General features: G+C 62.6%; 24 protein-coding genes. 12 read left to right on the plus strand and 12 right to left on the minus strand.

All coding sequences use genetic code 11. The features are described from left to right. Positions 1-13: 13 nt before the first annotated feature. On the plus strand, positions 14-1,093 hold the full coding sequence (locus O3300_RS26865; RefSeq protein WP_099665455.1) for an AI-2E family transporter: 1,080 nt from the start codon (positions 14-16) through the stop codon (positions 1,091-1,093). On the opposite strand, the gene O3300_RS26870 is transcribed toward O3300_RS26865, so the two are convergent. The 3 genes from O3300_RS26870 to nhaR all read right to left on the minus strand — a co-directional run bounded on the left by O3300_RS26870 (position 1,090) and on the right by nhaR (position 4,923). Next, on the minus strand, positions 1,090-2,430 hold the full coding sequence (locus O3300_RS26870; protein ID WP_099668233.1) for a hemolysin family protein: 1,341 nt from the start codon (positions 2,428-2,430) through the stop codon (positions 1,090-1,092). The genes O3300_RS26865 and O3300_RS26870 overlap by 4 nt on opposite strands. Positions 2,431-2,550: 120 nt before the next feature. Continuing rightward, positions 2,551-3,885 (minus strand): MFS transporter, encoded by a 1,335-nt coding sequence (locus O3300_RS26875; RefSeq protein ID WP_305054604.1) that lies wholly within the window; start codon positions 3,883-3,885, stop codon positions 2,551-2,553. 123 nt (positions 3,886-4,008) lie between these two features. Next, the gene (gene nhaR / locus O3300_RS26880) at positions 4,009-4,923 is read right to left on the minus strand and encodes a transcriptional activator NhaR (protein WP_289919597.1); all 915 of its coding nucleotides are present in this window, start codon (positions 4,921-4,923) and stop codon (positions 4,009-4,011) included. A gap of 117 nt (positions 4,924-5,040) precedes the next feature. Here nhaR and O3300_RS26885 point away from each other — a divergent pair, with 117 nt between their 5' ends. The 5 genes from O3300_RS26885 (at position 5,041) to O3300_RS26905 (ending at position 8,749) form a co-directional block, all read left to right on the plus strand. Continuing rightward, positions 5,041-6,114: a DUF475 domain-containing protein gene (locus O3300_RS26885; RefSeq protein WP_305054605.1), complete on the plus strand. Its 1,074-nt coding sequence runs from the start codon at positions 5,041-5,043 to the stop codon at positions 6,112-6,114. Between the two features lie 131 nt (positions 6,115-6,245). After that, the gene (locus O3300_RS26890) at positions 6,246-6,821 is read left to right on the plus strand and encodes a TerD family protein (protein ID WP_070222543.1); all 576 of its coding nucleotides are present in this window, start codon (positions 6,246-6,248) and stop codon (positions 6,819-6,821) included. 193 nt (positions 6,822-7,014) lie between these two features. Beyond that, positions 7,015-7,710 (plus strand): TIGR00266 family protein, encoded by a 696-nt coding sequence (locus O3300_RS26895; protein ID WP_305054606.1) that lies wholly within the window; start codon positions 7,015-7,017, stop codon positions 7,708-7,710. Between the two features lie 34 nt (positions 7,711-7,744). Further along, positions 7,745-8,326, plus strand: coding sequence for a TerD family protein (locus tag O3300_RS26900; protein ID WP_099665451.1), 582 nt, complete (start codon positions 7,745-7,747; stop codon positions 8,324-8,326). 204 nt (positions 8,327-8,530) lie between these two features. After that, positions 8,531-8,749 (plus strand): hypothetical protein, encoded by a 219-nt coding sequence (locus O3300_RS26905; RefSeq protein WP_034784905.1) that lies wholly within the window; start codon positions 8,531-8,533, stop codon positions 8,747-8,749. A 70-nt stretch (positions 8,750-8,819) separates the two neighbouring features. Here O3300_RS26905 and O3300_RS26910 read toward each other — a convergent pair whose 3' ends face one another. The 3 genes from O3300_RS26910 to O3300_RS26920 all read right to left on the minus strand — a co-directional run bounded on the left by O3300_RS26910 (position 8,820) and on the right by O3300_RS26920 (position 12,404). After that, on the minus strand, positions 8,820-10,472 hold the full coding sequence (locus O3300_RS26910) for a patatin-like phospholipase family protein (protein ID WP_099665450.1): 1,653 nt from the start codon (positions 10,470-10,472) through the stop codon (positions 8,820-8,822). Between the two features lie 239 nt (positions 10,473-10,711). Then, complete coding sequence (locus O3300_RS26915) at positions 10,712-11,566, minus strand: DUF3667 domain-containing protein (RefSeq protein WP_305054647.1); 855 nt, start codon at positions 11,564-11,566, stop codon at positions 10,712-10,714. A 139-nt stretch (positions 11,567-11,705) separates the two neighbouring features. Beyond that, positions 11,706-12,404 carry a helix-turn-helix transcriptional regulator gene (locus O3300_RS26920; protein ID WP_305054607.1) on the minus strand — a complete coding sequence of 233 codons (699 nt, stop codon included), beginning with the start codon at positions 12,402-12,404 and terminating at the stop codon, positions 11,706-11,708. Positions 12,405-12,480: 76 nt separating this feature from the next. Between O3300_RS26920 and O3300_RS26925 the strand changes: the two genes are divergently transcribed. Together O3300_RS26925 and O3300_RS26930 are read left to right on the plus strand one after the other, a co-directional pair. Next, a complete protein-coding gene (locus tag O3300_RS26925; protein WP_305054608.1) occupies positions 12,481-13,608 on the plus strand; it encodes a cytochrome P450 in 1,128 nt (375 codons plus the stop codon). Next, positions 13,605-13,952, plus strand: coding sequence for an antibiotic biosynthesis monooxygenase (locus O3300_RS26930; protein ID WP_305054609.1), 348 nt, complete (start codon positions 13,605-13,607; stop codon positions 13,950-13,952). Before O3300_RS26925 ends, O3300_RS26930 begins: the two co-directional genes overlap by 4 nt. On the opposite strand, the gene O3300_RS26935 is transcribed toward O3300_RS26930, so the two are convergent. After that, positions 13,949-14,401 (minus strand): hypothetical protein, encoded by a 453-nt coding sequence (locus tag O3300_RS26935; RefSeq protein WP_251351062.1) that lies wholly within the window; start codon positions 14,399-14,401, stop codon positions 13,949-13,951. The genes O3300_RS26930 and O3300_RS26935 overlap by 4 nt on opposite strands. A 178-nt stretch (positions 14,402-14,579) precedes the next feature. On the opposite strand from O3300_RS26935, the gene O3300_RS26940 reads away from it, so the two are divergent. Next, entirely contained in the window at positions 14,580-14,846 is a 267-nt protein-coding gene (locus tag O3300_RS26940; protein WP_077399791.1) for a hypothetical protein, read from the plus strand. Positions 14,847-14,936: 90 nt separating this feature from the next. On the opposite strand, the gene rpoH is transcribed toward O3300_RS26940, so the two are convergent. From rpoH to O3300_RS26965, 5 genes are all read right to left on the minus strand, one after another. After that, complete coding sequence (gene rpoH / locus O3300_RS26945) at positions 14,937-15,830, minus strand: RNA polymerase sigma factor RpoH (RefSeq protein ID WP_034784924.1); 894 nt, start codon at positions 15,828-15,830, stop codon at positions 14,937-14,939. Between the two features lie 417 nt (positions 15,831-16,247). Further along, on the minus strand, positions 16,248-17,168 hold the full coding sequence (gene ftsX / locus O3300_RS26950) for a permease-like cell division protein FtsX (protein ID WP_099665445.1): 921 nt from the start codon (positions 17,166-17,168) through the stop codon (positions 16,248-16,250). Beyond that, positions 17,165-17,902 (minus strand): cell division ATP-binding protein FtsE, encoded by a 738-nt coding sequence (locus O3300_RS26955; protein ID WP_077399798.1) that lies wholly within the window; start codon positions 17,900-17,902, stop codon positions 17,165-17,167. The genes ftsX and O3300_RS26955 overlap by 4 nt, the downstream gene beginning before the upstream one ends. Positions 17,903-17,910: 8 nt before the next feature. Next, positions 17,911-18,969 (minus strand): signal recognition particle-docking protein FtsY, encoded by a 1,059-nt coding sequence (gene ftsY / locus O3300_RS26960; RefSeq protein ID WP_305054610.1) that lies wholly within the window; start codon positions 18,967-18,969, stop codon positions 17,911-17,913. A 164-nt stretch (positions 18,970-19,133) separates the two neighbouring features. Continuing rightward, positions 19,134-20,075, minus strand: coding sequence for a MerR family transcriptional regulator (locus O3300_RS26965; protein WP_305054611.1), 942 nt, complete (start codon positions 20,073-20,075; stop codon positions 19,134-19,136). 205 nt (positions 20,076-20,280) lie between these two features. Between O3300_RS26965 and O3300_RS26970 the strand changes: the two genes are divergently transcribed. Genes O3300_RS26970 through O3300_RS26980 form a run of 3 tightly spaced genes read left to right on the plus strand, consistent with a single transcriptional unit; the run spans position 20,281 to position 23,619 of the window. Then, entirely contained in the window at positions 20,281-21,594 is a 1,314-nt protein-coding gene (locus tag O3300_RS26970; protein ID WP_305054612.1) for an NAD(P)/FAD-dependent oxidoreductase, read from the plus strand. Then, complete coding sequence (locus tag O3300_RS26975; RefSeq protein ID WP_305054613.1) at positions 21,584-22,381, plus strand: DUF1365 domain-containing protein; 798 nt, start codon at positions 21,584-21,586, stop codon at positions 22,379-22,381. The genes O3300_RS26970 and O3300_RS26975 overlap by 11 nt, the downstream gene beginning before the upstream one ends. After that, positions 22,378-23,619: a class I SAM-dependent methyltransferase gene (locus tag O3300_RS26980; protein WP_369812324.1), complete on the plus strand. Its 1,242-nt coding sequence runs from the start codon at positions 22,378-22,380 to the stop codon at positions 23,617-23,619. Before O3300_RS26975 ends, O3300_RS26980 begins: the two co-directional genes overlap by 4 nt. Positions 23,620-23,621 lie beyond the last annotated feature (2 nt).

Consider the following 23,621-nt stretch of genomic DNA (forward strand, 5'->3'; position numbering starts at 1 on the left):
GGATACGCAGTACATGGATAAACGTTTCGAGCCCCACGCCCGTCTGGCAGCCATCATCTTTTTGTTGATCGGCTGCTTTTTCGTCTTGCGGCCCTTCCTCGCCGCCATGCTGTTTGCCGCCTGCGTGGGCATTTCCAGCTGGCCCCTGTATCTGCTCCTGCTCGAACGCCTGAAAGGCCGGCGCAACTGGGCCGCCGCCATCATGACCCTGTCCCTGATCCTGGTCATCGTGCTGCCGCTGGCCCTCGTCACCTACAACCTGGCCGACAATGTGTCGCGCATCTATGAACAGCTGCGCGCGGCGCTGGAATCGGGCGGCCTGCATCCGCCGGCCTGGCTGGCCAGCATTCCCGTGGTGGGCGAAACCATCGACGGCTATGTGCAGCGCCTGCTGGCTGACCGCGAGGAATTATTGAATTTGGGTAAGACCATGCTGGAACCGGCGCGCCACTTCCTCGCTTCCGGCGGCATCCTGCTGGGCACGGGCCTGGCGCAGACCAGCCTGGCCGTGTTCGTCAGCTTCTTCCTCTACCGCGACGGCCAGCAGCTGAGCCGCGCCCTGATGACGGGCGCCGGCCGCATCATCGGCGACAGCGCGCCCGGCGTGGGCCTGACCATCAGCCGCACCGTGCGCGGCGTCATGTACGGCTTGCTGGGCACGGCGCTGGCGCAAGCGCTGGTGGCGGTGGTGGGTTTCCTGATCGCCGGCGTGCCGGCCGTGGCGCTGCTGGGCGTGGCCACCTTCATCTTTTCGCTGATCCCCGTGGGCCCGCCCCTGATCTGGGGCGGCGCCGCCATCTGGCTGTTTACCGACGGGCAGACGGGCTGGGGCATCTTCATGCTGGTGTGGGGCGCGCTGCTGATCAGCGGCGTGGACAACGTGGTCAAACCCATGCTGATCAGCCGCGGCAGCAGCTTGCCGTTCCTGCTGGTGCTGCTGGGCGTGCTGGGCGGCGTGCTGGCCTTCGGCTTCGTCGGCATCTTTATCGGCCCGACCCTGCTGGCGGTACTGTACAGCTTGCTGCAAACGTGGACGGTGGGCGAAACCACCGTGCCGCAGGGCAAAGATACGCTTACCTTGAAAAAAGATTAATCGCGCAAGTCCGCATCGAGGTCGCGTTCCTGTTTCGGGATCACCTTGATCAGCACGATGCGGGGCCCGTTCATCTTCTTGACGACGATGTCGAAGTCGACGAAGGTGATGCGCTGGCCCTGCTTTGGAATATCTCCCAGCTTGACCATGATCAAGCCGCCCACCGATTCCACGTCGTCCAGCCCCAGTTCCTCGTTTTCGATATCGATGCCGAGGATGCGTTCGAGCGAAAAGATGGGCAGGCTGGCCTTGCCGATCAGGGTGCCGTCGCTTTGCTTGAGCCAGTCGTTTTCATTGCGGCGGAATTCATCGCGGATTTCGCCGACCATGGCGCCGAGCAAGTTATCCAGGGTGATGAACCCCAGCGGACGCTTGCCCTTTTCGCCGATCAGGGCGAAGTGGGGCGCGCCGTCGCGAAAGCGGCGGAACAGCTCCAGCGCCGGCGTGCGCGCGGAAATGACGTCCACGGGACGCAGGAAGGGCGTGAGCGAGGTGATGGGTTTACCCGCCTGCTGGGCAAAGAACAGGTCCTTTAAGTGCACCACGCCCAGCACGTCGTCTTCATTCGTGTCGAAATACGGGTAGCGGCTGAAGCGGTTGCGCAGCACCGTGTCGAGGTTTTCTTCCAGGGTGTTGGACGCGTGCAGGGCGATCACTTCATTGATCGGGCGCATCAGGTCCGATACCGTCATTTGTTCGAAATCAAGCGACTGCGCCAGGATGTTGCGCTCGTCGCGCGTAAATTTCTCGCCCGGCTGGCTGGTGCGCAGGATCAGTTTCAGTTCTTCGGACGAATAATGGGCGTCGTGGCCGCCCTTGCCGGACAGGCCCGCCAGGCGCAGCACCCAGTTGGCGCTGGCGTTGAGCAGGTAGATGGCCGGGTACATGGTCCAGTAAAAGCCGTACAGGGGAATCGCGCTCCACAGGCCGACAGCTTCCGGGTTGCGGATGGCCATCGATTTGGGCGCCAGTTCGCCCACGACGATGTGCAGGAAGGAAATCACGCTGAAGGCGACGACGAAGGACACGCCGTGGATCAGCTCTTGCGAGGTGACGCCGATGGCGCCGAACAGGGGCTCGAGCAAGCCGGCGAAGGCCGGTTCGCCGACCCAGCCCAGGCCCAGCGACGCGAGGGTGATGCCCAGCTGGCAGGCGGACAGGTAGGCGTCCAGCTGGCCATGCACCTTGGCCAGGATGCGGCCCCGCAGCCCCTGTGTCTTGGCGATGGCGCGGATGCGCGTGCGCCGCAAGGTGACGATGCCAAACTCGGCGGCAACAAAAAAACCGTTCAGCGCGACCAGGAAGAGGGCGAGCAGGACTAGCAAGACATTGTGCATGGGGGCGCTGAAGATGGGCTGTAAAAACGACATCTTAAACGACGAAGGGCGCCATAGCCTAATTTAGCCGCGCTCGCCGCCCGTGCGGGCGGGCGGGCGCGGCAGGTTTTTCACGCTTGTTCAGTCTTTGGCCGCCGTTTGCGGCCCGCCGCGCATGGCAAACACCATGACGGCCGAGACCACCGCCGGGATGGCGACGACGAGGAAAATCGTGCTGTTGGGCCAGTTCAGGCGAATCAGCTCGCCACCGAGCACGGGGCCGATGATGGAGCCGATGCGGCCCACGCCCAGGCTCCAGCCGATGCCCGTCGAGCGCAGGGTGGTCGGATAGTAGCTGGCCGCCAGGGCGTTGACGGCCGGCTGGCCACCCACCACGCAAAAGCCGGCGATGAAGATCGTGATGAACAGGAAGGCCAGCGACACGTCCGGGCGGCCGATCAGGGCGATGGCGACGGCGGCGACGAGGAAGCACGGCAGCAGGATGCGGCGGAAGCTGGAGCGGTCGATCAACTGGCCCATGACGAGGGTGCCGATGGTGCCGCCCACTTGCAGGGCCGTGCCGGCCAGCACGGCGTTGGCCGTCGACAGTCCCGCTTCCTTGGCAATCGTCGGCAGCCAGTTCGACAGGAAATACAAGTTCAGCAAGTTCATGAAGTTGATGACCCACAACAAAATCGTCATCTTCGCGCGGCCGCCCGTAAACAATTGCAGCACGGGCGCGCCCTTGTGTTCCTTTTCATGCACGACATACTGGGTTTCGGCCGTGATGCTGACCGTCGGGTCGATGCGCTTGAGCCACTTGGCGACTTTATCCAGCTTGCGTTTCTTCAATACCAGGAATTGCATCGATTCCGGCAGCAGGAAGAACATCAGCACGCCGATGACCAGCGGCACGACGCCGCCCACGTAAAACACGGATTGCCAGCCGAACGCGGGAATCAGCGCGGCGGACAATAAACCGCCCAGCACGGCGCCCAGGGTAAAGCCGCACGAGACGAGCATCATCAGGGTGACTTTCTTGCGCAGGGGGCTGTATTCGCCGGCCAGCGCCATGGCGTTCGGCATCACGGCGCCCAGGCCCAGGCCCGTGATGAAACGGATCAGCTGCAATTGTTCGATGGTGGTGGCCAGCGGCGTGACGAGCATGCACAGCGAAAAGAAGATGGTCGAGCCGATCAGCACGGGACGGCGGCCGAACTTGTCGGCCGTGATGCTGAAGACGAGCGAGCCGACCAGCATGCCCAGCAAGCCCGCGCCGAACACGGGGCCCAGGTTGGCCTTGCTCACGTGCCAGTCGGCAATGATGGCGGGCGCCACATAGCCCATCGCCTGCACGTCGAAGCCATCCATGATGACGCACAGCCCGCACAGGATCAGCATGCCGATCTGGAAGGAACCGATCTTGTTGTTGTTGATGAGATCGGGAATATCGATCGTCTTGCCTGCCGTGGACATGGTGCCGCTCCTGTTTTTTATGGTGGTCGCGCCCTGCCGGCGAGGGAGGGGCGCGTGTTTGTCTCAGGCTTCATTACAATCGCTTTTGATTAATTATTCAAACGTTATTTTCGAATGGATTTATCAGGTTTCCTTGTGAATCTTCGGCTGGCCCTGGATGGCCGCGAGGATGACGTCGAGGGCCGGATGCATGATCTTGCGCTCGTTGGAAATGACGTAAAACTGCTCGCGCAGGGACGAGGCGTCGCCGACCAGCACGGCGCCGAATTGTTCTTCGATATCGGCCGCCAGGCTGGCGGAGGCGAAGAACAGGCCCAGGCCCTTGCGGCCGAACGCGTTGAGCATGGCGTTGTCCTCGAATTCGCCGACCACGTCGGGACGCACGCCTTGCTGCACCATCCATTCGTCGATGCGCCCGCGCAAGGCGTTGTTGCGCGCGGGCAGTAAAAAGGGGGCGCCGTGCAGGCTGTGCGGGAAATTGTCGCGGTACTGGGCGGCCAGCGCGGGGATGCCGAACAGCTTCATGGCGCTCTCGCCCCACAGGTGGCTGGACACGCGCAGGCTGGCGCCGGCCGGCACGGCGCGGTCCGTCAACACCAGGTCCAGCTTGTGCAGGGCCAGGTCGGCCAGCAGGGATTCGAATTCATCTTCCAGGCATACGAGCTTGACGGGCTTGTCCAGGCTGCGCGTGGCGTCGAGCATGCGGTACGCCATCAGTTTCGGCAAGGAATCGGAAATGCCCACCGTCAGGCGCATCTTTTCCGCGTCGGTGTCGGCCAGCGCTTCCTGCATCTGCTCGCCCAGCAGGAAAATCTGGTCCGCGTAGCCGAGCGCCAGCCGGCCCGCTTCCGTCGGCACCAGGCGCCGCCCCTGCGGCTGCAGCAGCGACTTGCCCAGTTCCTTTTCCAGCAGGGCCAGCTGGGTGCTGATGGTTTGCACGGCCAGTCCCAGCCGTTCAGCCGCGCGCGTCACGCCGCCTTCCTTGGCGACCACCCAAAAGAAGTACAAATGGCGGTAATTGAAACCGGTGGTTTTCATCGCTGCATCCTCTATCTTCTGTTTTTACGAAGTAATGCTTCCATTATCTTCTATTTTTAAATGTGTCACACGTCCCTATACTACGTTCCATTGAATTTGGATAAAGGGGAACTATCGATGAAACATTTCAGAGTGTCATTTCTAGTGACATTTATCTGCCTGGGCATTTCCGCCTGGTGGGGTTACACGCACGGCGGCGTGCAGACGATGCTGGCGGCGCTCGGTATCGCGGTGATCCTGGGCGTGATGGAAGTCTCGCTGTCGTTCGACAACGCGGTGGTCAACGCCTCGGTGCTGAAGAACTGGGACAAGTTCTGGCAGGGCTTGTTCCTGGGCGTCGGCATCATCATCGCCGTCTTTGGCATGCGTCTGGTGTTCCCGCTGGTCATCGTGGCGCAAGCGGCCGACCTGGGCTTGATGGAAGTATGGAATCTGGCACTGAGCAATCCTGAACAGTATTCGATGCACCTGACGAATCACCATGCGGAAGTGGCGGCCTTCGGCGGCATCTTCCTGCTGCTGGTGTTCCTGAACTTCCTGCTGGACTCGGAGAAGGAAACGCACTGGCTGGGCCGTATTGAAGAAAAACTGGGCGCGCTGGGCAAGATTTCGTCGATTTCCGTGATGATCGCGCTGGGCACCCTGATGGCCAGCCTGTCGATGATCGAAGAAGGCCAGAAACTGGTGGTGCTGACGGCCGGCCTGTGGGGTATTTTGACCTACGTGGGCGTCGATGTGGTCAGCGGCTTGCTGGAAGGTGATAACGGCGACGGCAACGTGGGCGACATCGTCAAGCGCGGCGGCATTGGCGGCTTCCTGTACCTGGAAGTGCTCGACGCCTCGTTCAGCTTTGACGGCGTGATCGGCGCGTTTGCCATCACCAAGGATGTCGTGATCATCATGCTGGGCCTGGCTATCGGCGCGATGTTCGTGCGTTCGATGACGGTGTTCCTGGTGCGCAAGGGCACGCTCGACGAGTTCGTTTATCTGGAGCACGGCGCGCACTATGCGATCGGTATCCTGGCCGTGATCATGTTGGTCAGCATGAAGTTCCACATTCCCGAGATTTTCACGGGTCTGATCGGCGTGGCCTTCATCCTCGCCTCGCTGTGGTCGTCGATCCGCTACAAGCGCAGGATGGCCCTCGAAGAAGGCCGGCCGGAAGCGCTGGAAGCGGTCAAGGCAGTGTAAAGAATGCGCGACAAACGACTACACCCGTTTGTCGGCAAGTTGTAGCAAGCGTCGCCGCCGGCCTGGGGAGTCAGGCCGGTGGAGGACGCCAGGTGTTTGGTCTTACACAACCCACATAGGAGTAATACATCATGGCAATCAGTCTGCAAAAAGGCGGCAACGTCAACCTGAGCAAGGAAGCCCCTGGCATTTCGAAGATGATCATCGGCCTGGGCTGGGATGCCCGCGCCACCGACGGCGCCGCGTTCGACATCGACGGTTCCGTGTTCCTGCTGAAGGCCGACGGCAAGGTTCGCGCCGACGTCGACATGATTTTCTACAACAACCTGAAATCGAGCGACGGCTCCGTCACCCACTCGGGCGACAACACCACGGGCGCCGGCGATGGCGACGATGAAACCGTCGTCGTCGACCTGGCCACGGTGCCAGCCGAGATCGACAAGATCGCCGTCTGCGTGACGATTCACGATGCCGAAGCGCGCAAGCAAAACTTTGGTATGGTATCGAAGGCGTACGTGCGTTGCGTGAATGCCAACGGCAACACGGAAATCGCCCGCTTCGACCTGTCGGAAGACGGTTCGGCGGAAACGGCCATGGTCTTCGGCGAAATCTACCGCAATGGCGGCGATTGGAAATTCAAGGCCATCGGACAGGGATATAAAGGCGGCCTGGGCCCCCTGGCAGCGTCGTTCGGCGTCGGCGTCTAAGGTAACCACACCAAACCTACTGCGCGGTGCGCTTTGCGGCCGGCGATGCTCACCGTACTAAAGTACGGTTGCGCTTCTCAGCCACAAATCACATCCGCTCGCTACGGTTTTGTGCGGTACCGTTACGCTGCATTAAGGGTGGTTCACTATGTAGACCGCCGCCATCACCATCATCGTTGAGGAAGGAATAGGTATGCCAGTTTTCAATATTACCGGGGACGTCGACCCGTTCCTGCATGTGTCGCTTGCCAAGGGCGAGAAGATTTATTGCGAATCCAATGCGATGGTGATGATGGAAACCAATCTTGAGCTGAAAGGCAAGATGACGGGCGGCATAGGCGCCGCGCTGATGCGCACCTTTGCCAACGGGGAATCGTTCTTTCAGCAGCATATCGAGGCCATGCGGGGCGACGGCGATTGTCTGCTGTCGCCCACCTTGCCCGGCGCGATGCGGGTGCTCGATGTTGGCGCCCAGCAATACATGATCAGCGACGGCGCCTTCGTGGCGGCCACGTCTGGCGTGGAATTGAAGGTGCGCACGCAAAGCCTTGGCAATGCGCTGTTTGCCCAGAGCGGTGGTTTTTTCATCACCGAGACGGCAGGCAGCGGCCAGTTGGCGGTATCCGGTTTTGGCGCGATGTCGATACTCGAAGTGACGCCTGGCAAGGACGTGGTGATCGATAACTCGCACGTCGTGTGCTGGGACAACCGCCTGCAATACGAAATTTCCATGACGACCGGCAGCAGCGGCGGCTTTCTGGGTAACCTGATCAACAGCCAGACCAGCGGCGAGGGCATGGTGCTGAAGTTTTCAGGCACGGGAAAAATCCTCGTGTGTTCGCGCAACCGCGCAGCCTTCCTCGCCTGGACCCAAAGCAAGCCGGCGTAATCAAGCAGTAACCAACCAAACAGGAGCTATGCGTATGTCTGTCAATTTGAGCAAGGGCCAGAAGATTTCTCTGGACAAAGAAGCTGGTACCACCCTGACCCGTATCACCATGGGCCTGGGCTGGGATGCGGCCAAGACCAAGGGTTTCCTCGGTTTCGGTTCGAAGACGGAAGCCGTCGACCTGGACGCTTCGTGCGTCATGTTCGACGACAACAAGAGCACGTCCGACATCGTCTGGTTCCGCCAGCTGAAAAGCAAGGACGGCAGCATCGTCCACACGGGCGACAACCGCACGGGCGCGGGCGATGGCGACGACGAACAGATCAATGTCGATCTGTCGAAGGTGCCGGCGCACGTGAAAAGCCTCGTCTTCACCGTCAACAGCTTTACTGGCCAGAACTTCTCGCAGGTGGAAAACGCCTATTGCCGCATCTTGAATGCCAGCAATAACCAGGAAGTCGCGCGTTTCAACCTGTCTGTGCAAGGTTCCCACACGGCACAGATCATGGCCAAGCTGTACCGCCATAACGGCGAATGGAAGATGCACGCCATCGGAGAAAACGGCAACGGTCGCACGTTTGACGACTTGATGCCCCAGATTTCCGTGCATCTATAAAGGTCTGGCCAAATCTGCTGCGCGCCGCGATTTGCGGCCTGTGATGCTCACTGTGCATTCGCACAGCTGCGCTTCTCGGCCGCAACTCGCATTCGCTCGCGACGATTTTGCCAGACTTTATTAAGGAGCAGTACGCAGCGGGCGGGGGACGGACCGGATACCGGCCCTTGTCCGCTGCTCTATATTGAAGGAGAGTATGTCGTGATGCGATTGCTGATAGCCTTGCTACTTCCGTGTCTCACGTTTTTCATGCTGGGGCGCCCGCTGGCCGGTGCCGCCGCCTTGATCTTGCAGTGCACTGTGATCGGCTGGGCGCCGGCGGCCCTGTGGGCCCTGTACACGGTGAACCAGCATAAGACGGAGCAGGAACTGGAAGGTGCGTTAAGCCGCAGCTACATGCGCAGGCGTAGTCGGTTGATCTAAATCAACCGGGCGCCAGGTATCCTTGCGCTAAAGCCCGCACGAGCGATCGTGCGGGCTTTTTTGTGCGCGCTCACTTCTTGCAGCGGATCGGCACGTTCACGGAATTGCCGTCCGAACTCAGGTTGCGGTACTGCAAATCTTCGCTTTCGATGGCGAAGCGGGGCACGGCGTGGACATAGCGCTGCTTGCAGACGGTGTCGTCATTGATCAGCTGGCCCGCCAGCATGTAGTCGCACAGGGCGAAGCGCGATTCCTCGTCGTCGAGGATCAGCACGCGCGCGGCGCTGTACAGGGCCGATTGCAACACTTCCGGGCTGCAATTTTCCGGGCCCGTCAGCTTCAGATGGGTTTTCGTCTGCGTGGCCAGCCGTTGCAGCTTGACGAGGGCGGCGCGCTCTTCCTTGCGGGCACTGTCGACGTGTACGTCTTCGCTGGCCAGGCGCAGCGCCAGCGAGGCAATTTGATCGATGGAAATGTGCCAGGCAAAGCCTTCCAGCCGCGTGCGGATCTGGCCCGGCAAGGGATCGGCCGCATCGACTTCGCAGCGGTACTGGCCCAGGTGGGGGCGGCACAGCACGGGGATGGCAAAGGCCGAGGTGCGCTTGCTCTTGACGAATTTCTGACTCAGGTCGCCAAAGTTTTCATGCGTGATGGTATCGAAGCGGGCTTGGCCAAAGCCCATCTTGACGAGGTTTTCCTTGCGCTGGCGCGAAAACAGGGCGTCGACGGCGTCGTAGATATTCTTGTTGAAGATGCGGTCCAGCGGCTGGCGCTCGTCCGACATCTTTTCAAAGACGGCGCTGGAATTGGGCGCGTTGGCATCGATGGAAATGAGGATGAAGGGCTTGCTGTTCAGGCGCGGCGGCACGACGGCCATGTCGTTGCCGTACAGCTGAGTCAAGGCCACGTCCCACAGGGTTTCCACGCCCAGGTTGTCGGCCGCGCCGCCATCGAACAGGTGCACGTAGGACGGCGATTCGCGCGACTCGGAACCGAGTTCCGGCACGAAACTGTTTTTCGGACGGAAACGCTCGAAGGTGACGGAATCGAACACGCCGGGAAAGGCGGCCGAGGTGGCCACGGCCGTGGCCAGGCGGATATCCTGGATCGGCGAATGCAGGGTGCTGTAGAAATACTCGTAGGAAAACACCACGCGCTTGCCGCCATCCGTGGCGTCCGTCGCGTTGGCCAGGAAGATGGGGCCGCCGTGCGGCAAGTCCTGGTAGGTTTTCTTGTCGTACAGCACATCGTCCAGCACGTCGGACAGGAACGAGGTGCGCGTCTTGTTCGTCAACAACATCGTCGTCAGGTTGGCGGGTTTCAAGATGGTCTGGCCAAAGAAATCCGTTTTCAGCTTGCTGCGCAGCAAGGGCCAGTCTGTCTGCTTGCCATGCAGCGCATAGTAGCCGCCCGCGATGGCGCCGCCCGAGACGCCGGAAATGGCCGAGGCGCCGCTGACGAGGCCGAACTGCTCCAACTGTTCCAGCGAGGCGGCCGAGAAATTGGCTGCGCGGCTGCCTCCGCCGGACAGGGCGATGCCGATGAAGTGGTCGTTGGGCATGGGATTCTGGATACGCGCCTTGGGCGCGTCGATGCGCAGGCGCGGGGTTTCCTGCACGGTAAACGTGCGGTTTTCGACGCCGCTGTTGGGGCGCAGGGCGAGTACCGTGCAGCCGCTCAGCAGCGCAACGAGGATAAATGGGGCGAACAAACGTGGATGCATGCGTGATCTGTGCGTAGTCAGGGGTTGGGATACGGACGGAAACGTGTGCGATTCTAGCAAACCCGGCAACAATCACCTATTCAGCTGATAAGCGGACAGGGCAGCGCTGCTGCGCGCAGGCATGGCCCGTGCGCCAGCCCGCCCGGGGCCAGCGGCCACAAGCCATCGTCATTGATCTGCATCAATGGCGGTGCGTCCGCTGGCAGCAGGACCGCCGGAGCGCCTCTTGGTGGCGTAACTTAATGCCGCAGCATCACGCCGATGGCGATGCAGGCCACGATCGCCAGGCTCATGGCGAGGCTGTAGGCGACCATCAGCAGCAGCCAGCGGCAGACGGTGGCGAGTTTGCCGCTTGGATACACGCGCCACATGGCCCAGGGCAGGTAGGCCAGCAGCCAGGCGCCGAGCACGAGGCGGACCAGGTCGACGGGGATGAGGAGCATCAGCGCCATCGTGATGAAGGCGAAGGCATTCGTATGCAGGGCGAACAGGAAATGCTCGCCATAGCGCCGTCCGCTGCCCAGGTAGAGGATTTTCAGGAACAGGGCGAACAGCGGCATCAGGCAAAACATGGCGTACGGCGCGTAATGGAAAAAGCTTTCCACCACGAGTTTTTGTTTCTCGGCCGTGGGCAGTTGCTCAAAGTCTTGCCATTGGCGCGGCAGGGTGGGCGTCTGGCCCAAAATGCTGACCTGCATGGCCGACGTCTGGTTTTCCGGAGCTTGGCGGGGGCCATGGGCGCCTACCTGGGCTTGCTGGTCGTGGACGGTGAGGAACATGTCGGGGCTGCTGAATTTGAGGATGGCAAAGAACAGGATGCTGAAGGTCAGGTAGACGCGCAGCGGCTCGACGTAGCGCACGCGGCGTCCCGCGAGGTATTCGTTGCTGAGTGCGCCAGGGCGGAACAGCAGCAGGGCCAAGGTACGCCAGAGCTTGCCTTCGAGCGCCACATAATGGGCGACAAATTCATGCAGGAATTCGCGCGCGCTGGGCATGTGCACGGCCGTTGTCTGGCCACAGGCGCTGCAGAAGTTGCCTGGCGCATCGGTATGGCAGTTATGGCAGGTGCTGGCGGGATGCGTGCTGGATGACACTGTTTTCAAGATGGACTCTTTCCATGGCCGAAAGGTAAAGATGATCGCTCAAGGGCGCAGCATATGATGAATGAAAACAATGATAAAAGCGCATTTTTTCGCGTTCTAGTTGCTTCCGAGATACAAAATCCTGCGCCGGTCAGGCGCCACGGAAGGCGGCCAGCAGGCGTTGTTCACCGGCCGGCGTGAGGCGCAGGGCGCGGCTGTCGAGTTCGCGCTCGGCCCAGCGCTGGCGCAGGGCCAGCTGCAGCAGGGCCGCCCCCAGCGCGCCGCCCAGATGGGCACGCCGTTCGCTCCAGTCCAGGCAGGCACAGGCGAAGCGGCGGCGCTGGCGCTGCAATTGCGGCACGTCGATGCCCAGGGCCGCCATGCCAGCCGCGCCTGCTTCCGACAAACGATATTCTCCACCATCGTCCAGCAGCCAGCCTTGCGCGCGCAACTGGTCATGCAGGGCGACGGCTACCGTGCCGGCCATGTGGTCGTAGCAGGTGCGCGCATGGCGCAGGCGGTCCGGCGTGGTGGGCGTAAACGGCGTCGCCGCCACGCCGGCCACCACCAGCAGCGCTTCGAGGGCCTGGCCCACCTCCATGCTGGCCAGGCGGTAGTAGCGGTGCTTGCCCTGCGCCAGCATCGACAGCAAGCCATCGTCGCGCAGCCGGCTCAGATGCGCGCTGGCCGTCGAAGCGCCCACCTCGGCCAGCGCCGCCAATTCCGTGGCCGTGCGCGCATGGCCGTCGAGCAGGCTGCACAGCATGCGCGCGCGGGCCGGTTCGGCGATGGCGCCGGCCAGTTGCGCCAGTCCCATGTCGGCCGTGCGGGCTTGATGCTTGTCATCCATGATTCGTCCGTTAGCGAAGTGTTGTGGTGGAAGGGCCAGCATACTCTGCTCCCTACCTCACTGCAATGGAAGCCGCATGCCGCTCACCGATTCTGTTACCGACCCCGCCGACCCTTTCTCTGCCGTCACCCACGCGGCGCCGTACGATTACTATCGCCGCCTGGCGGACGGCCCACCGCTGCGATTCGATGCGCAGCTCGACTGCTGGCTGGCGACGGGCGCGGCCGGCGTGCGCGCCGTGCTGGCGCATCCCGCCTGCCGCGTGCGCCCAGCGGACCTGGGCGTGCCGCACAACCTGGCGGGCACGCCGTGCGGCGCGATCTTTGCCGAACTGGTGCGTATGAACGATGGCGAACGGCATGCCTTGCCGAAACAGGTGCTGGCGCGCGCGCTGGGCCAGGTGGATATGGCGCGCTTGCAGGGGCGGGCGCTGTACCTTGCCGGCGACCGGGTGCCCGGCAGCGCCGCCCAGCTGAACGATGCGATTTTTGAGCTGCCCCTGTTCGCCATGGCGGACTTGCTGGGCTTTGCGCCAGCGCAATGGCCGGCGCTGGCCGCCTGGACGCGCGCTTTTGTCGCCTGCCTGTCGCCGCTGAGCAATGCCGAGCAACTGGCCGGTGCGCAAGTGGCGGCCGAGGCCTTGCTGCAAAGTTTTGGCCATCTGCTGCGCGAGGGCGACGTGAGGCCCGGCAGCATGCTGGCCGCCATCGTGGCCGAGGCGGATGCGTCGGGTTGGCAAGCGTCGGGCGGCATGCTGGCCAACCTCGTGGGCTTGCTGTCGCAGACGTGCGACGCCACGGCCGGCTTGCTGGGCAATGCCATCGTGGCCTTGCGCACGCAGCGGGATTTGCTGCCGCAACTGCGCGCCGCGCCCGAGCTGTGGCCAGCCATGCTGCGCGAAGTCAGCCTGCGCGATCCCGCCATCCACAACACGCGCCGCTACACGGCGGAAGACGCGGAGTTCAATGGCGTGCGCGTGCCGGCCGGGCAGATGATTCTCGTCGTGCTGGCCAGCGCCGGCCAGGCGGAGTCGGGCTTCGGTCATGGCCGCCACGCCTGTCCGGGCCAGGCCATCGCGCTCGCCATCGCCACGGCTTGCCTGCAGGCGTGGGCCGGGGCTTTGGAAAGCTTGCCGCTGGCGTGGCGTTATCTGCCGTCGCTGAACGCCCGCATCCCCGTGTTTGTGCAAGGAGCAAACGCATGATCGCCGTGATTTTCGAGGTCTGGCCCAGTGCCGCAGGACGCCAGCAGTATCTGGACCTGGCGGCGTCCCTGCGGCCTCTGCTCGATGAGGTGGACGGTTTCATTTCCATCGAGCGCTTCAGCAGCCTGAGCGAGCCAGGCAAACTGCTGTCGCTGTCGTTCTTTCGCGATGAGGCGGCGCTGGCGCAGTGGCGGCAGCTGGAAGCGCACCGCGCGGCGCAATCGGCCGGCCGGCACGGCGTGTTCGACGATTACCGGCTGCGCATTGCCGCCGTCGTGCGCGATTACGGCATGCTGGACCGGCAGCAGGCGCCCGCCGACAGCCGGCGGCGCCACAGCGTTTAGCGTGGCAGCGCGCCCTGGGTGATTTTCACCTTGACCCGGTAGGTGGGCTCGGCCGCATTCAGGGCGGGCGGCGTGGCCGGGTCGACGTCGAGCAGGGTGAACGTCAGGTGGTTGACGGTGACGGAACTGGCGGCGCCGGGCATGGACTCGGACAGGACGATGTCGGTCGTGCCCGCGCTGTTGAGCAAACTGAAACTGTAGCTGACGTAACCTTTCCACACGCACACGGCGCCCTTGCGGCAGCGGCTGTCGTTGACGCGTTCGAGTTTCAGGGTATCGGTGGCCGTGATGGCCACCTGTTCGCCCGGCGAAAGCACGTGGGTGACGCTACGCGGCGTGTTTTCCGCGTCACCGGCGCTGCCGGCCGCGCCGCAGCCGGCCAGCATGGCCAGGCAGGCGAAGAACAGGGGAAGCAGCACGGTGCGATAAGAGCGGTTCAGAGTAGACATGTTTTTCCTTTCAGGTGGAGCGTCCCCGGCGTGCTTGTTCACGCGTGGGATAAAATGATAGTAACAAAATGATATTTTTCCGGCGCACTATTGGCGTGCTGCCGATGAATTGAGGCGCGAGCCACGCGGCGCGCCGATTACTGCGTAGAATGGCTGTTTTGAAAATCAGGAAACAACCATGAAAAAAACCGACCTGGCCAAAAGCGATGCCAAGAAACTGATGGGAAAGATGAATGTTCCCGGCGCCGGTGCATTCGGTAAGGAAGCGGTGGTCGTCGACCGCCGCGAACAGCGCAAGCGCGACCAGGCCCTGGGCCTGGTGCCATTCGCCGTCAAGCTGAACAGCGATCTGGTCTTGCAATTGCAGACCCTGGCCAAGGAGCGCGGTGCGGATCTGAATGAAGTCGTTGCTGAATTGATCAGCAAGGGCCTGGCTGCAGCTTAACTGGCTGCCATGTTTATCTGTTGATAAACATCAAGTAGTAAAACTAAAAGGCGCCTTGCGGCGCCTTTTACATTGCGGCATTGCTTGCGATTACACGTAGGCCGCCAGCGCGCCCTTCATTTTTTTCAGCGCCGCCACTTCGATCTGGCGGATGCGCTCGGCCGATACGCCGAACTCTTCCGCCAGCGCGTGCAGGGTGGCGCCGGAACCGTCGTCGTTGGCCAGCCAGCGCGCTTCGATGATGCGGCGCGAACGGGCGTCCAGCTTGGACAGGGCCGTTTCCAGGCCTTCCGATTGCAGCCGCGTCACTTGTTCCGCTTCCAGCACCTTGGTCGGCTCGCTTTGCTCCGACGACAGGTAGGCGATCGGCGAAAACTTGTCGTCTTCATCGTCGGTCGGCGATTCCAGAGCAATGTCGCGGCCGCTCAAACGCGTTTCCATCTCGATCACTTCTTCGCGTTTCACGTCGAGCAGCTTGGCCAGCGCATCGATCTGCTTCGGCGTCATCGCATCCAGGCCCGTCTTGTGGCTGCGCAGGTTGAAGAACAGCTTGCGCTGCGCCTTCGTCGTCGCGACCTTGACCAGGCGCCAGTTTTTCAGGATGTACTCATGCATCTCGGCTTTCACCCAGTGCATGGCGTACGAGACCAGGCGCACGCCCTGGTCCGGATCGAAACGTTTCACGGCTTTCATCAAGCCGATATTGCCTTCCTGAATCAGGTCGGCGTGCGGCAAGCCATAGCCCAGGTAGCCGCGGGCAATCGAGACCACCAGGCGCAGGTGCGACAGCACCAGTTCTTGCGCGGCGGCCAGGTCATTTTTTTCTCGCAGGCGTGTCGCCAGCGAAATTTCTTCGTCGTGGGTCAACATGGGCAGGCGGTTCACGGCCGAAATATAGGCGTCGATATTGCCCAGATTGCCAGTGAACCCGAGGCCCAGCGCATTACTTTTGGTCGGAACCAATGCGGACGTTGCGGACATCATAGTCATGTTTTCTCCCTCGTAGTCTTGCTTTGTTCCAGTTGGCCACGTCACGCGACGTGGCAGCTTGTATCGTCGTTTTTGCGTATTCGGTCTTGCACTTTGCAGATCGCGGCACCATCTTGATCTGGCGTCCATGGCGGTTCTGCTGTTGGTATGTCCCTATATTAGCACTCTCTGCTTGAGAGTGCCAATCAGCACATTTAATCGATCTGATAGCCTAAATGCTATGGCAAATGAATGCCTGATAAATATGTCTGAATAGCGATCTGAACAGTGCTGCAGGCCGCTTCACGACAACGTAGCCAGTCTACGGCCTCTGGCTGAAGCGAACCTTAAGAATACTTGCTTAATATCAAGATAACAGCAGTATGGGGAGGGCGCATGGCGGCACCGGAGGCGCCGCCATGGGAAAGAAGGTCAGTTCAGGCGCGCCAGGTGGCGCTGCACGCACAGGAAGGCGCCGATCAGGCCCAGGCCGGCGCTGACGGCCAGCAAGCCGGCCATCGGCAGCGGCGCCAGCGGCACCAGCTGGAATTCGGACGCGTACAAACGGGCAAACTCGGCAATCGCCGTGTTCAGCGGCTGCAAGGCCAGCGCCACGGCGCCCAGGGCCAGCGCGCCGGCGCACAAGCCCAGCAGGGCGCCCGTGTAATAGAAGGGGCGGTGGATGAAGGTGTCCGTCGCGCCGATCAATTTCGAGATGCTGATTTCATCGCGCTGCTGCATCACCTGCAGGCGGATGGTATTGAAGACGACGGCGATCACGGCCACGCCCAGGGTAATGGCCAGCAGCAGCAGCACCAGGCGCAGCACGCCCAGCAATGCCGCCAGGCGCTTGACCCAGGCCGAATCGACTTGCGCCGATTCCACGCCGGGCAAGTGGCGCAGCTGTTCCGCCACGGCATCGACATCCTGCGCTTCGCTGGCGCTGCTGAAGGCGTCGAGTTTCAGCACATAGCTGTCGGGCAGGGGATTGTCGCCCAGGGTGCTCAGCACGTCGGCCAGGCCGTTCTTGTTTTTCAGCGAATCCAGCGCCTGTTCGCGCGGGATGAAGACGATCTTCGCCTTTTGCTCGCCGACAATCTTGCGCATGGCGCCCGCCAGGCCCACGGCTTGCTCGCGCGGCGTGTCGATCTTCAGGAAGACGCTGATTTCCGGGTCGACCGACATCTGTTCCGACATGGGACGGACATTGTCGAGCATGGTCAAGCCGGCGAACGGCAGCGACAGGGCGATGGCGACGACGAGCACGTTCAATAAGAAGCCGCCCGGCGACTTGCGCAAGTGGATCAGCGCCGAACCGAGGGCGAAGCGATGTTGACGGAACCAGCCTCTCATGCCTGTTCTCCCGCGTCATCTCCGGCGCCGGGGGCGAAATCGGGATCGGGCGGCGCGAACACGGGCGCCTGCGTGGCCTTGTCGATGGCCACCAGCTGGCCGTTTTTCAGGTGGATCACGCGGGCGGCGGCGTCGAGCATCTGTTCGTCATGGCTGGAAATGAGACAAGTCACGCCTACGGAGTGGAACGCTTTCAGGGCGTCGAGCACCTTGTTGGCGCTGGCGCGGTCCAGGTTGGCCGTCGGTTCGTCGGCCAGGATGATCTGCGGCCGGTTGACGATGGCGCGCGCGATCGACACGCGCTGCTGCTCGCCGCCCGACAGCGACAGGGGACGCGCCATGGCGCGGTCCAGCAAGCCGACTTTATCGAGCGCGGCGCGCGCGCGCTGTTCGGCGGCCGTCTTGTGGGCGCCGACGACGAGCAGCGGCAGCATGACGTTGGCCAGGATGGAGCGGTCGTTGAGCAATTTTTGCTGCTGGAAGATCAGGCCCATGTTGCGGCGCAGGAAGGGCACGCCGGCCGGCTTGATCTTCGCCATGTCCTGGCCATTGACGATCAGCTTGCCCGACGTGGGGCGTTCCATGGCGGCGATCATTTTCAGCAAGGTGGATTTGCCGGCGCCGGACGGGCCCGCTAAAAACACCAGCTCGCCTTTGGCAATATTGAGGGAAATGTCGCTGAGCGCCACGGCGTCGGCGGAGTATTGCTTGGAGACGTGCTGAAATTCAATCATGTATAGGCTTATCCTAGCAGCGCTTCGACAAATTCGGCAGCCACGAAAGGCTGCAAGTCTTCAATTTTCTCACCGATGCCGATGAAATACACGGGCACGGGACGCACGCGGGCGATCGCCGCCAGCACGCCGCCCTTGGCGGTACCGTCCAGCTTGGTAATCACCAGGCCGCTCAGCTGCAGGGCATCGTCGAAGGCCTTCACTTGCGTGAGGGCATTCTGGCCCGTGTTGCCGTCGATCACAAGCAGGGTTTCATGCGGCGCGCCATCCATGCCCTTGCCGATCACGCGCTTGATTTTCTTCAATTCTTCCATCAGGTGCAACTGTGTCGGCAAGCGTCCCGCCGTGTCGACCATCACCACGTCGATGCCGCGCGCCTTCGCCGATTGCACGGAGTCGTAGGCTACGGCGGCCGGGTCGCCCGATTCCTGCGAAATCACGGTGACGTTGTTGCGTTCGCCCCAGACCATCAACTGTTCGCGCGCGGCGGCGCGGAAGGTGTCGCCCGCGGCCAGCAGCACGGACTGGCTATTCGACTGCATGTGCTTGGCCAGCTTGCCGATGGTGGTCGTCTTGCCTGCGCCATTCACGCCGGAAATCATCATCACCAGCGGCTTGTGGCGGCCCAGTTCGAAGCGCTTTTCCAGCGGCGAGAGCAGGTCGATCAGCAGCACTTTCAGGGCGGCCTTGACGGCGGCCGCGTCGAGCAGCTTGTCTTCCTTGACCTTTTTCTTCAATTCCGTCAGCAGGAATTCCGTGGCGTCGATGCCGGCGTCCGACATCAGCAGCGCCGCTTCCAGCTCTTCGTACAGGGCGTCGTCGATCTTCGCGCCGACGAACAGCACGGACAGGGTGTTCGAGGTTTTCGACAGGCCGGCCTTCAGGCGCGTCATCCACGATTTTTTCTCGGGTTCGGCTGCCACGATCACAGGCACGAGCTCGGCAGGTGCGCCGCTCAGGGGCGTGGCGGCAGGCTGCGGTGCAGGCGGCGTGGCGGCGGGAAGGACGAGGGGCTCGGCTGGTGCAGCCTCGGGAGCGATGGGTTTTTTCTTGAAGAAACTAAACATGGATGTGTGGTGGCGGGTGCTGACCTAAGGCCCGGCGGCGCCGGACACTGTGTTACGGGCTATTCTACCAGAGCGCGCCCGGCCCTTCATGCTTTACTGTTCGATTGGCAACATTGCGCCGCTATCCACGGAGATCGCCGCAGTTGCCGCGCTTTTCCGCCGGTTCAGTGGGTTTGCAGGGCGAGCGCCTGGTGGCGGCGGCGCCAGTCGGCGATGCTTTCGTCGACTTGCCGCAAGTCCAGCACATGCAAGAAGGGTGGCGGCTGCCTGGTCAGCACGGGACTGCGTCCCCCTGCCCACAATTCCATGCTTGGAGGCAAGCTCGCATGCAGCTGCTGCAGGCTGTCGCGCGTCTGCCGTTGCTTGCTGGCGCTGGAAAACGATAGCGCGACGATGTCGGCCCGCTGTGCGCGGGCGGCCGCGACGATGTCCGTCAGCGGCGTTTCCACGCCCAGCGACATGCAATGGGCGCCGGCCGCCGCGCACAGCGCCTCGGCCATCAGCAGCCCCAGGCCGTGACGCTCCTGCGGCAAGGTGCTGAGGACGATGCGCGGCGAGCGCATGGACGGGCTGCTTGCTTGCGGCAGGGAAAAGATGGCGTGCCGCATCACCGTTTGCAAGGTTTCGCTATACAGATGCTCTTCGTACACGGCCAGTTCGCCGCAAGCCCACGCGTCGCCCACCATGCCGGTGAGGGGGGCGATGACGTCGATGGTGAACGCTTTCAAGCCCAGCACGGCCAGCGCCTGGCGCAGGGCGTCGCCCAGTTCCGCCATCTGGTGGCTGCGGCACAGGGCCAGGTAGTGTTCGAACTGGGGCGCCGGCGCGGGCGGCGGCGTGCTGCCGGCGCTGGCCAGCTGCTGCAGTTGCGCGGTGCTGTGCTGCATGATTTTTCCCGGACGAAATCCGAGGTCCAGCAGGCGTTTGACCATGCGCAACTTTTGCACTTGTTCGGCCGGGTAGCTGCGCTCGCCAAAGGCGTCGCGCCGCGGCTGGGGAAAGTCGTAGCGGCGCTCCCACACGCGCAAGGTTTCCTTGGCCAGCCCGGTGTCGCGTTCGACATCGCCGATGCTGAAGGCAGGAGATAGTTGCAGGTCAGTATCCATACCAGTGGGGTTGCTCGCATGCCGAAAAGAACGTTACTGGCATTCTACGCCTTCCGCCGCCCCGTACCAAATAGCTGAATCCGATTGGATATTGCTCGCGTATAAGTTTGTGAACGACAACAGGTGCTCATTGACATAGATCAATATTTGACTGACTATCGATGCAGCTTGTTTTGTCCAGGACAAACATAACACGGGTGCACTCATGAAAATTGCCGTCGTCGGAGCAGGAATCGCAGGATTGTCGTGTGCCTATCGCCTGGCGCAATCGGGCCAGGACGTCACCTTGTACGAGGCGGGCGATTACTTTGGCGGCCACAGCCATACGGTGGATGTCACGCTCGATGGCGTCACGCATGGCGTCGACACGGGTTTTCTCGTGTTTAACCACGCCACCTACCCGCATCTGGTGCAACTGTTTGACGAACTGGGCGTCGAGGCGGCCGACAGCGACATGTCGTTTTCCGTGAAGATGCCGCTGGGCGCTGCGCCCGATGCCCGCGTGCTGGAATGGGCGGGCGCCAATCTGGACACCGTGTTTGCCCAGCGCAGCAATCTGCTGCGCCCCGCCTTCCTGCGCATGTTGCGCGACATTCTGCGCTTCAACCGCCAGGCCAGCGCCCTGGCCACGGCTGCCTTGCCGGCGCCGGCCCTGTCGCTGGGAGAATTCCTCGACCTGCACGGCTATGGCGACGAATTCCGTCACTGGTATCTGTTGCCGATGGCCGCCTGCATCTGGTCGTGTCCGGCGCGCCAGATGCTGGCCTTTCCCTTGGCCACGTTCATCCGTTTCTGCCACAACCATGGCTTGCTGCAAGTGAGCGACCGGCCCCAATGGCGCACGGTGCGGGGCGGCTCGCGCGTGTACGTGGAAAAATTGCTGGCCGGCATACCGCAGCAGCGCCTGGCGTGCCCCGTGCTGGCCGTGCGCCGCCAGGGGCACGGCGGCGCGCGCATGGTCGAGCTGCATACGGCCGCCGGCGTAGAGCATGTCGATCACGTCGTGCTCGCTTGCCACAGCGACCAGTCGCTGGCCCTGCTGGGAGATATCCGCGACGACGAGCGCTCCGTGCTTGAAGCCGTGCGCTACCAGCCGAACCGGGCTGTGCTGCACACGGATGCCTCCTGCCTGCCGCAACGCCGCCGTGCCTGGTCCGCCTGGAATTACCAGGGGCGGCCGGCAGCGGGGGAGGGCGAAGCGCCGCAAGTGTGCGTGCATTATTTGCTGAACCAGCTGCAGCCGCTGCCGTTCACCACGCCCGTCATCGTCTCGCTCAATCCGCTCGACGAGCCCGATCCGGCAAGCATCATCGACGAATTTTCGTATGCCCACCCCATGTTCGATGGCGCGGCCATTGCCGCCCAGACGCGCCTGGCCGGCTTCCAGGGCGCGCAGCACACGTGGTTCGCGGGCGCCTGGACGGGCTATGGCTTCCATGAAGACGGCTTGAAGTCGGGCCTGGGCGTGGCGCAAGCCCTGAATGGCCTGGCGTTGGCGGAGCTCGGCCATGCCGCGTGATCCCACGCAGCCGCTCCGGCCGCAGCCCCAGCTGTGCCTGGGACGGGTGCGCCATGCGCGGCTGCGTCCGCGCGCGCATGCTTTTGCTTACGGCATGTTTTACTTGCGCCTGCCCCTGCGCAGCCTGGGCGCGCACGATTTTCCTGCCCGTTTGATTTCGCGCAACGGCGCCAATGTGCTGTCCTTCCGCGACAGCGACCATGGCGATGGCACGACACCGCTGCTGCACTGGATCGACGGCTTGCTGCGCCAGCATGGCGTGGTCGACGCGGGCGGCGAAATCTGGCTGCAAACCATGCCGCGCATGTTCGGCTATGTCTTCAATCCCGTCAGTTTCTGGTTTTGTCACGGGCTTGACGGCGCGCTGCGGGCCGTGCTCTGCGACGTGCGCAATACCTTTGGCGAGCGCCATCTGTACTTGCTCGAACAGGGCGGCGCCATCGCGTATGGCAGCGAACTGGTCGCCCAGAAAATCTTTCACGTGTCGCCGTTTTGCAAGGTGGAAGGCCAGTACCGCTTCCGTTTCCTGCGCAACAACGACCAGGACGGCGAGCGCCACCTGGCCCGGGTCGATTACGACGACCTCGACGGTCCGCTGCTGCAGACGAGCTTGTCCGGCACGGCGCAGCCGCTGCGCGATGGCGCCATCGCCTGGGCCTTGCTGCGCTATCCCCTGATGACGTTCGGCGTGATGGCGCGCATCCATTGGCAAGCCTTGCGCCTGTGGCTGCGCCGCGTGCCGTTTTTCAGCAAACCCCACCCTCCACAAGAAAAGGTGTCCCGATGAGCTCCGATTCCCTGCCGACCGGCCTGCATGCGCGCAGCAGTTCCACTCCCTTGCATGGGCATGCGCACGTGGACATGCCCGCTGTCGGGCGCATGATCGTGCGCCTGCTGGAAAAATTGCAATACGGCGCGCTGCGCCTGCGCACGCCGGACGGCAGCATCTTGCTGTACGGCGATGGCAGCCATCCCGTAACCCTGGACTTGCACAACTGGCGCCTGTGTGCGGCCGTCCTGCGCTCGGGTGACATCGGCTTTGCGGAAACGTTTATCGCCGGCGACTGGCGCACGGACAATTTGCCGGGCTTGATCGAGTTGATGATACGCAACCGCGCGCACATCGAGTCATTGATCTATGGCAACTGGTGGGGCAACCTGGTCTACAAGGTCCGGCATTTGCTCAACCGCAATTCGCGCGCGGGCAGCAAGAAGAATATCCACGCCCACTACGACATCGGCAACGCCTTCTATCAGCTGTGGCTGGACCCGTCGATGACGTACTCGAGCGCGCTGTTCACCGAAGGCGCCAGCCTGGAACAGGCGCAAGGGGCGAAATACGCGCGCATCGCGGACCAGTTGCAACTGCAGCCGGGCCAGCGCGTGCTGGAAATCGGTTGCGGCTGGGGTGGCTTCGCGGAAACGGCGGCGCGCGACTGCGGTGCGCACGTGACGGGTCTGACCTTGTCGACCGAACAGCTCGCCTATGCGCGCCAGCGCCTGCAGGACGCGGGCCTGGCAGGGCAGGCCGACTTGCAGCTGTGCGATTACCGCGACAGCGCGGGCCAGTATGACGCCATCGCCTCGATCGAGATGTTCGAAGCCGTGGGACAAAGCTACTGGCCCGGCTATTTCGCGTGCGTGGCGCGCAACCTGAAGCCGGGCGGACGCGCCTGCATCCAGACCATCGTCATTGCCGACGACTTGTTCGAGCGCTACAGCAAGAGCACGGATTTTATTCAACAGTACATTTTCCCGGGCGGCATGCTGCCCTCGCCGGCCGAATTCCGCCGCGCCGCCGAGGCGCAGGGCTTGCGCGTGGAAGACGCCTTCAGCTTTGGCCTCGATTACGCGGAAACCTTGCGCCAGTGGCGCGCCAGCTTCCTGGCCCAGCGCACGGCGCTGGAAAAGCAGGGTTTCGACGGCCGTTTCCTGCTCACCTGGGAGTTTTACCTCGCGTATTGCGAGGCCGCCTTCCAGGCGCACAACACGGATGTGATGCAATTTACCCTGATCAAGGAGTGATG

Origin of the sequence: Janthinobacterium sp. SUN206 (assembly GCF_030587305.1) — a bacterium.
GTDB lineage: Bacteria > Pseudomonadota > Gammaproteobacteria > Burkholderiales > Burkholderiaceae_D > Janthinobacterium > Janthinobacterium kumbetense.

Coding starts and splice junctions, on each gene's coding strand:
- O3300_RS26900 (WP_099665451.1), top strand. CDS start 7,745: ATGTCTGTCAATTTGAGCAAGGGCCAGAAGATTTCTCTGGACAAAGAA.
- O3300_RS26975 (WP_305054613.1), top strand. CDS start 21,584: ATGCCGCGTGATCCCACGCAGCCGCTCCGGCCGCAGCCCCAGCTGTGC.
- O3300_RS26955 (WP_077399798.1), bottom strand. CDS start 17,902: ATGATTGAATTTCAGCACGTCTCCAAGCAATACTCCGCCGACGCCGTG.
- O3300_RS26905 (WP_034784905.1), top strand. CDS start 8,531: ATGCGATTGCTGATAGCCTTGCTACTTCCGTGTCTCACGTTTTTCATG.
- O3300_RS26885 (WP_305054605.1), top strand. CDS start 5,041: ATGAAACATTTCAGAGTGTCATTTCTAGTGACATTTATCTGCCTGGGC.
- O3300_RS26895 (WP_305054606.1), top strand. CDS start 7,015: ATGCCAGTTTTCAATATTACCGGGGACGTCGACCCGTTCCTGCATGTG.
- O3300_RS26890 (WP_070222543.1), top strand. CDS start 6,246: ATGGCAATCAGTCTGCAAAAAGGCGGCAACGTCAACCTGAGCAAGGAA.
- O3300_RS26910 (WP_099665450.1), bottom strand. CDS start 10,472: ATGCATCCACGTTTGTTCGCCCCATTTATCCTCGTTGCGCTGCTGAGC.
- O3300_RS26930 (WP_305054609.1), top strand. CDS start 13,605: ATGATCGCCGTGATTTTCGAGGTCTGGCCCAGTGCCGCAGGACGCCAG.
- O3300_RS26965 (WP_305054611.1), bottom strand. CDS start 20,075: ATGGATACTGACCTGCAACTATCTCCTGCCTTCAGCATCGGCGATGTC.
- O3300_RS26935 (WP_251351062.1), bottom strand. CDS start 14,401: ATGTCTACTCTGAACCGCTCTTATCGCACCGTGCTGCTTCCCCTGTTC.
- O3300_RS26980 (WP_369812324.1), top strand. CDS start 22,378: ATGAGCTCCGATTCCCTGCCGACCGGCCTGCATGCGCGCAGCAGTTCC.
- O3300_RS26865 (WP_099665455.1), top strand. CDS start 14: ATGGATAAACGTTTCGAGCCCCACGCCCGTCTGGCAGCCATCATCTTT.
- ftsY (WP_305054610.1), bottom strand. CDS start 18,969: ATGTTTAGTTTCTTCAAGAAAAAACCCATCGCTCCCGAGGCTGCACCA.
- nhaR (WP_289919597.1), bottom strand. CDS start 4,923: ATGAAAACCACCGGTTTCAATTACCGCCATTTGTACTTCTTTTGGGTG.
- O3300_RS26970 (WP_305054612.1), top strand. CDS start 20,281: ATGAAAATTGCCGTCGTCGGAGCAGGAATCGCAGGATTGTCGTGTGCC.
- O3300_RS26925 (WP_305054608.1), top strand. CDS start 12,481: ATGCCGCTCACCGATTCTGTTACCGACCCCGCCGACCCTTTCTCTGCC.
- O3300_RS26920 (WP_305054607.1), bottom strand. CDS start 12,404: ATGGATGACAAGCATCAAGCCCGCACGGCCGACATGGGACTGGCGCAA.
- ftsX (WP_099665445.1), bottom strand. CDS start 17,168: ATGAGAGGCTGGTTCCGTCAACATCGCTTCGCCCTCGGTTCGGCGCTG.
- O3300_RS26875 (WP_305054604.1), bottom strand. CDS start 3,885: ATGTCCACGGCAGGCAAGACGATCGATATTCCCGATCTCATCAACAAC.
- O3300_RS26870 (WP_099668233.1), bottom strand. CDS start 2,430: ATGCACAATGTCTTGCTAGTCCTGCTCGCCCTCTTCCTGGTCGCGCTG.
- rpoH (WP_034784924.1), bottom strand. CDS start 15,830: ATGATGTCCGCAACGTCCGCATTGGTTCCGACCAAAAGTAATGCGCTG.
- O3300_RS26940 (WP_077399791.1), top strand. CDS start 14,580: ATGAAAAAAACCGACCTGGCCAAAAGCGATGCCAAGAAACTGATGGGA.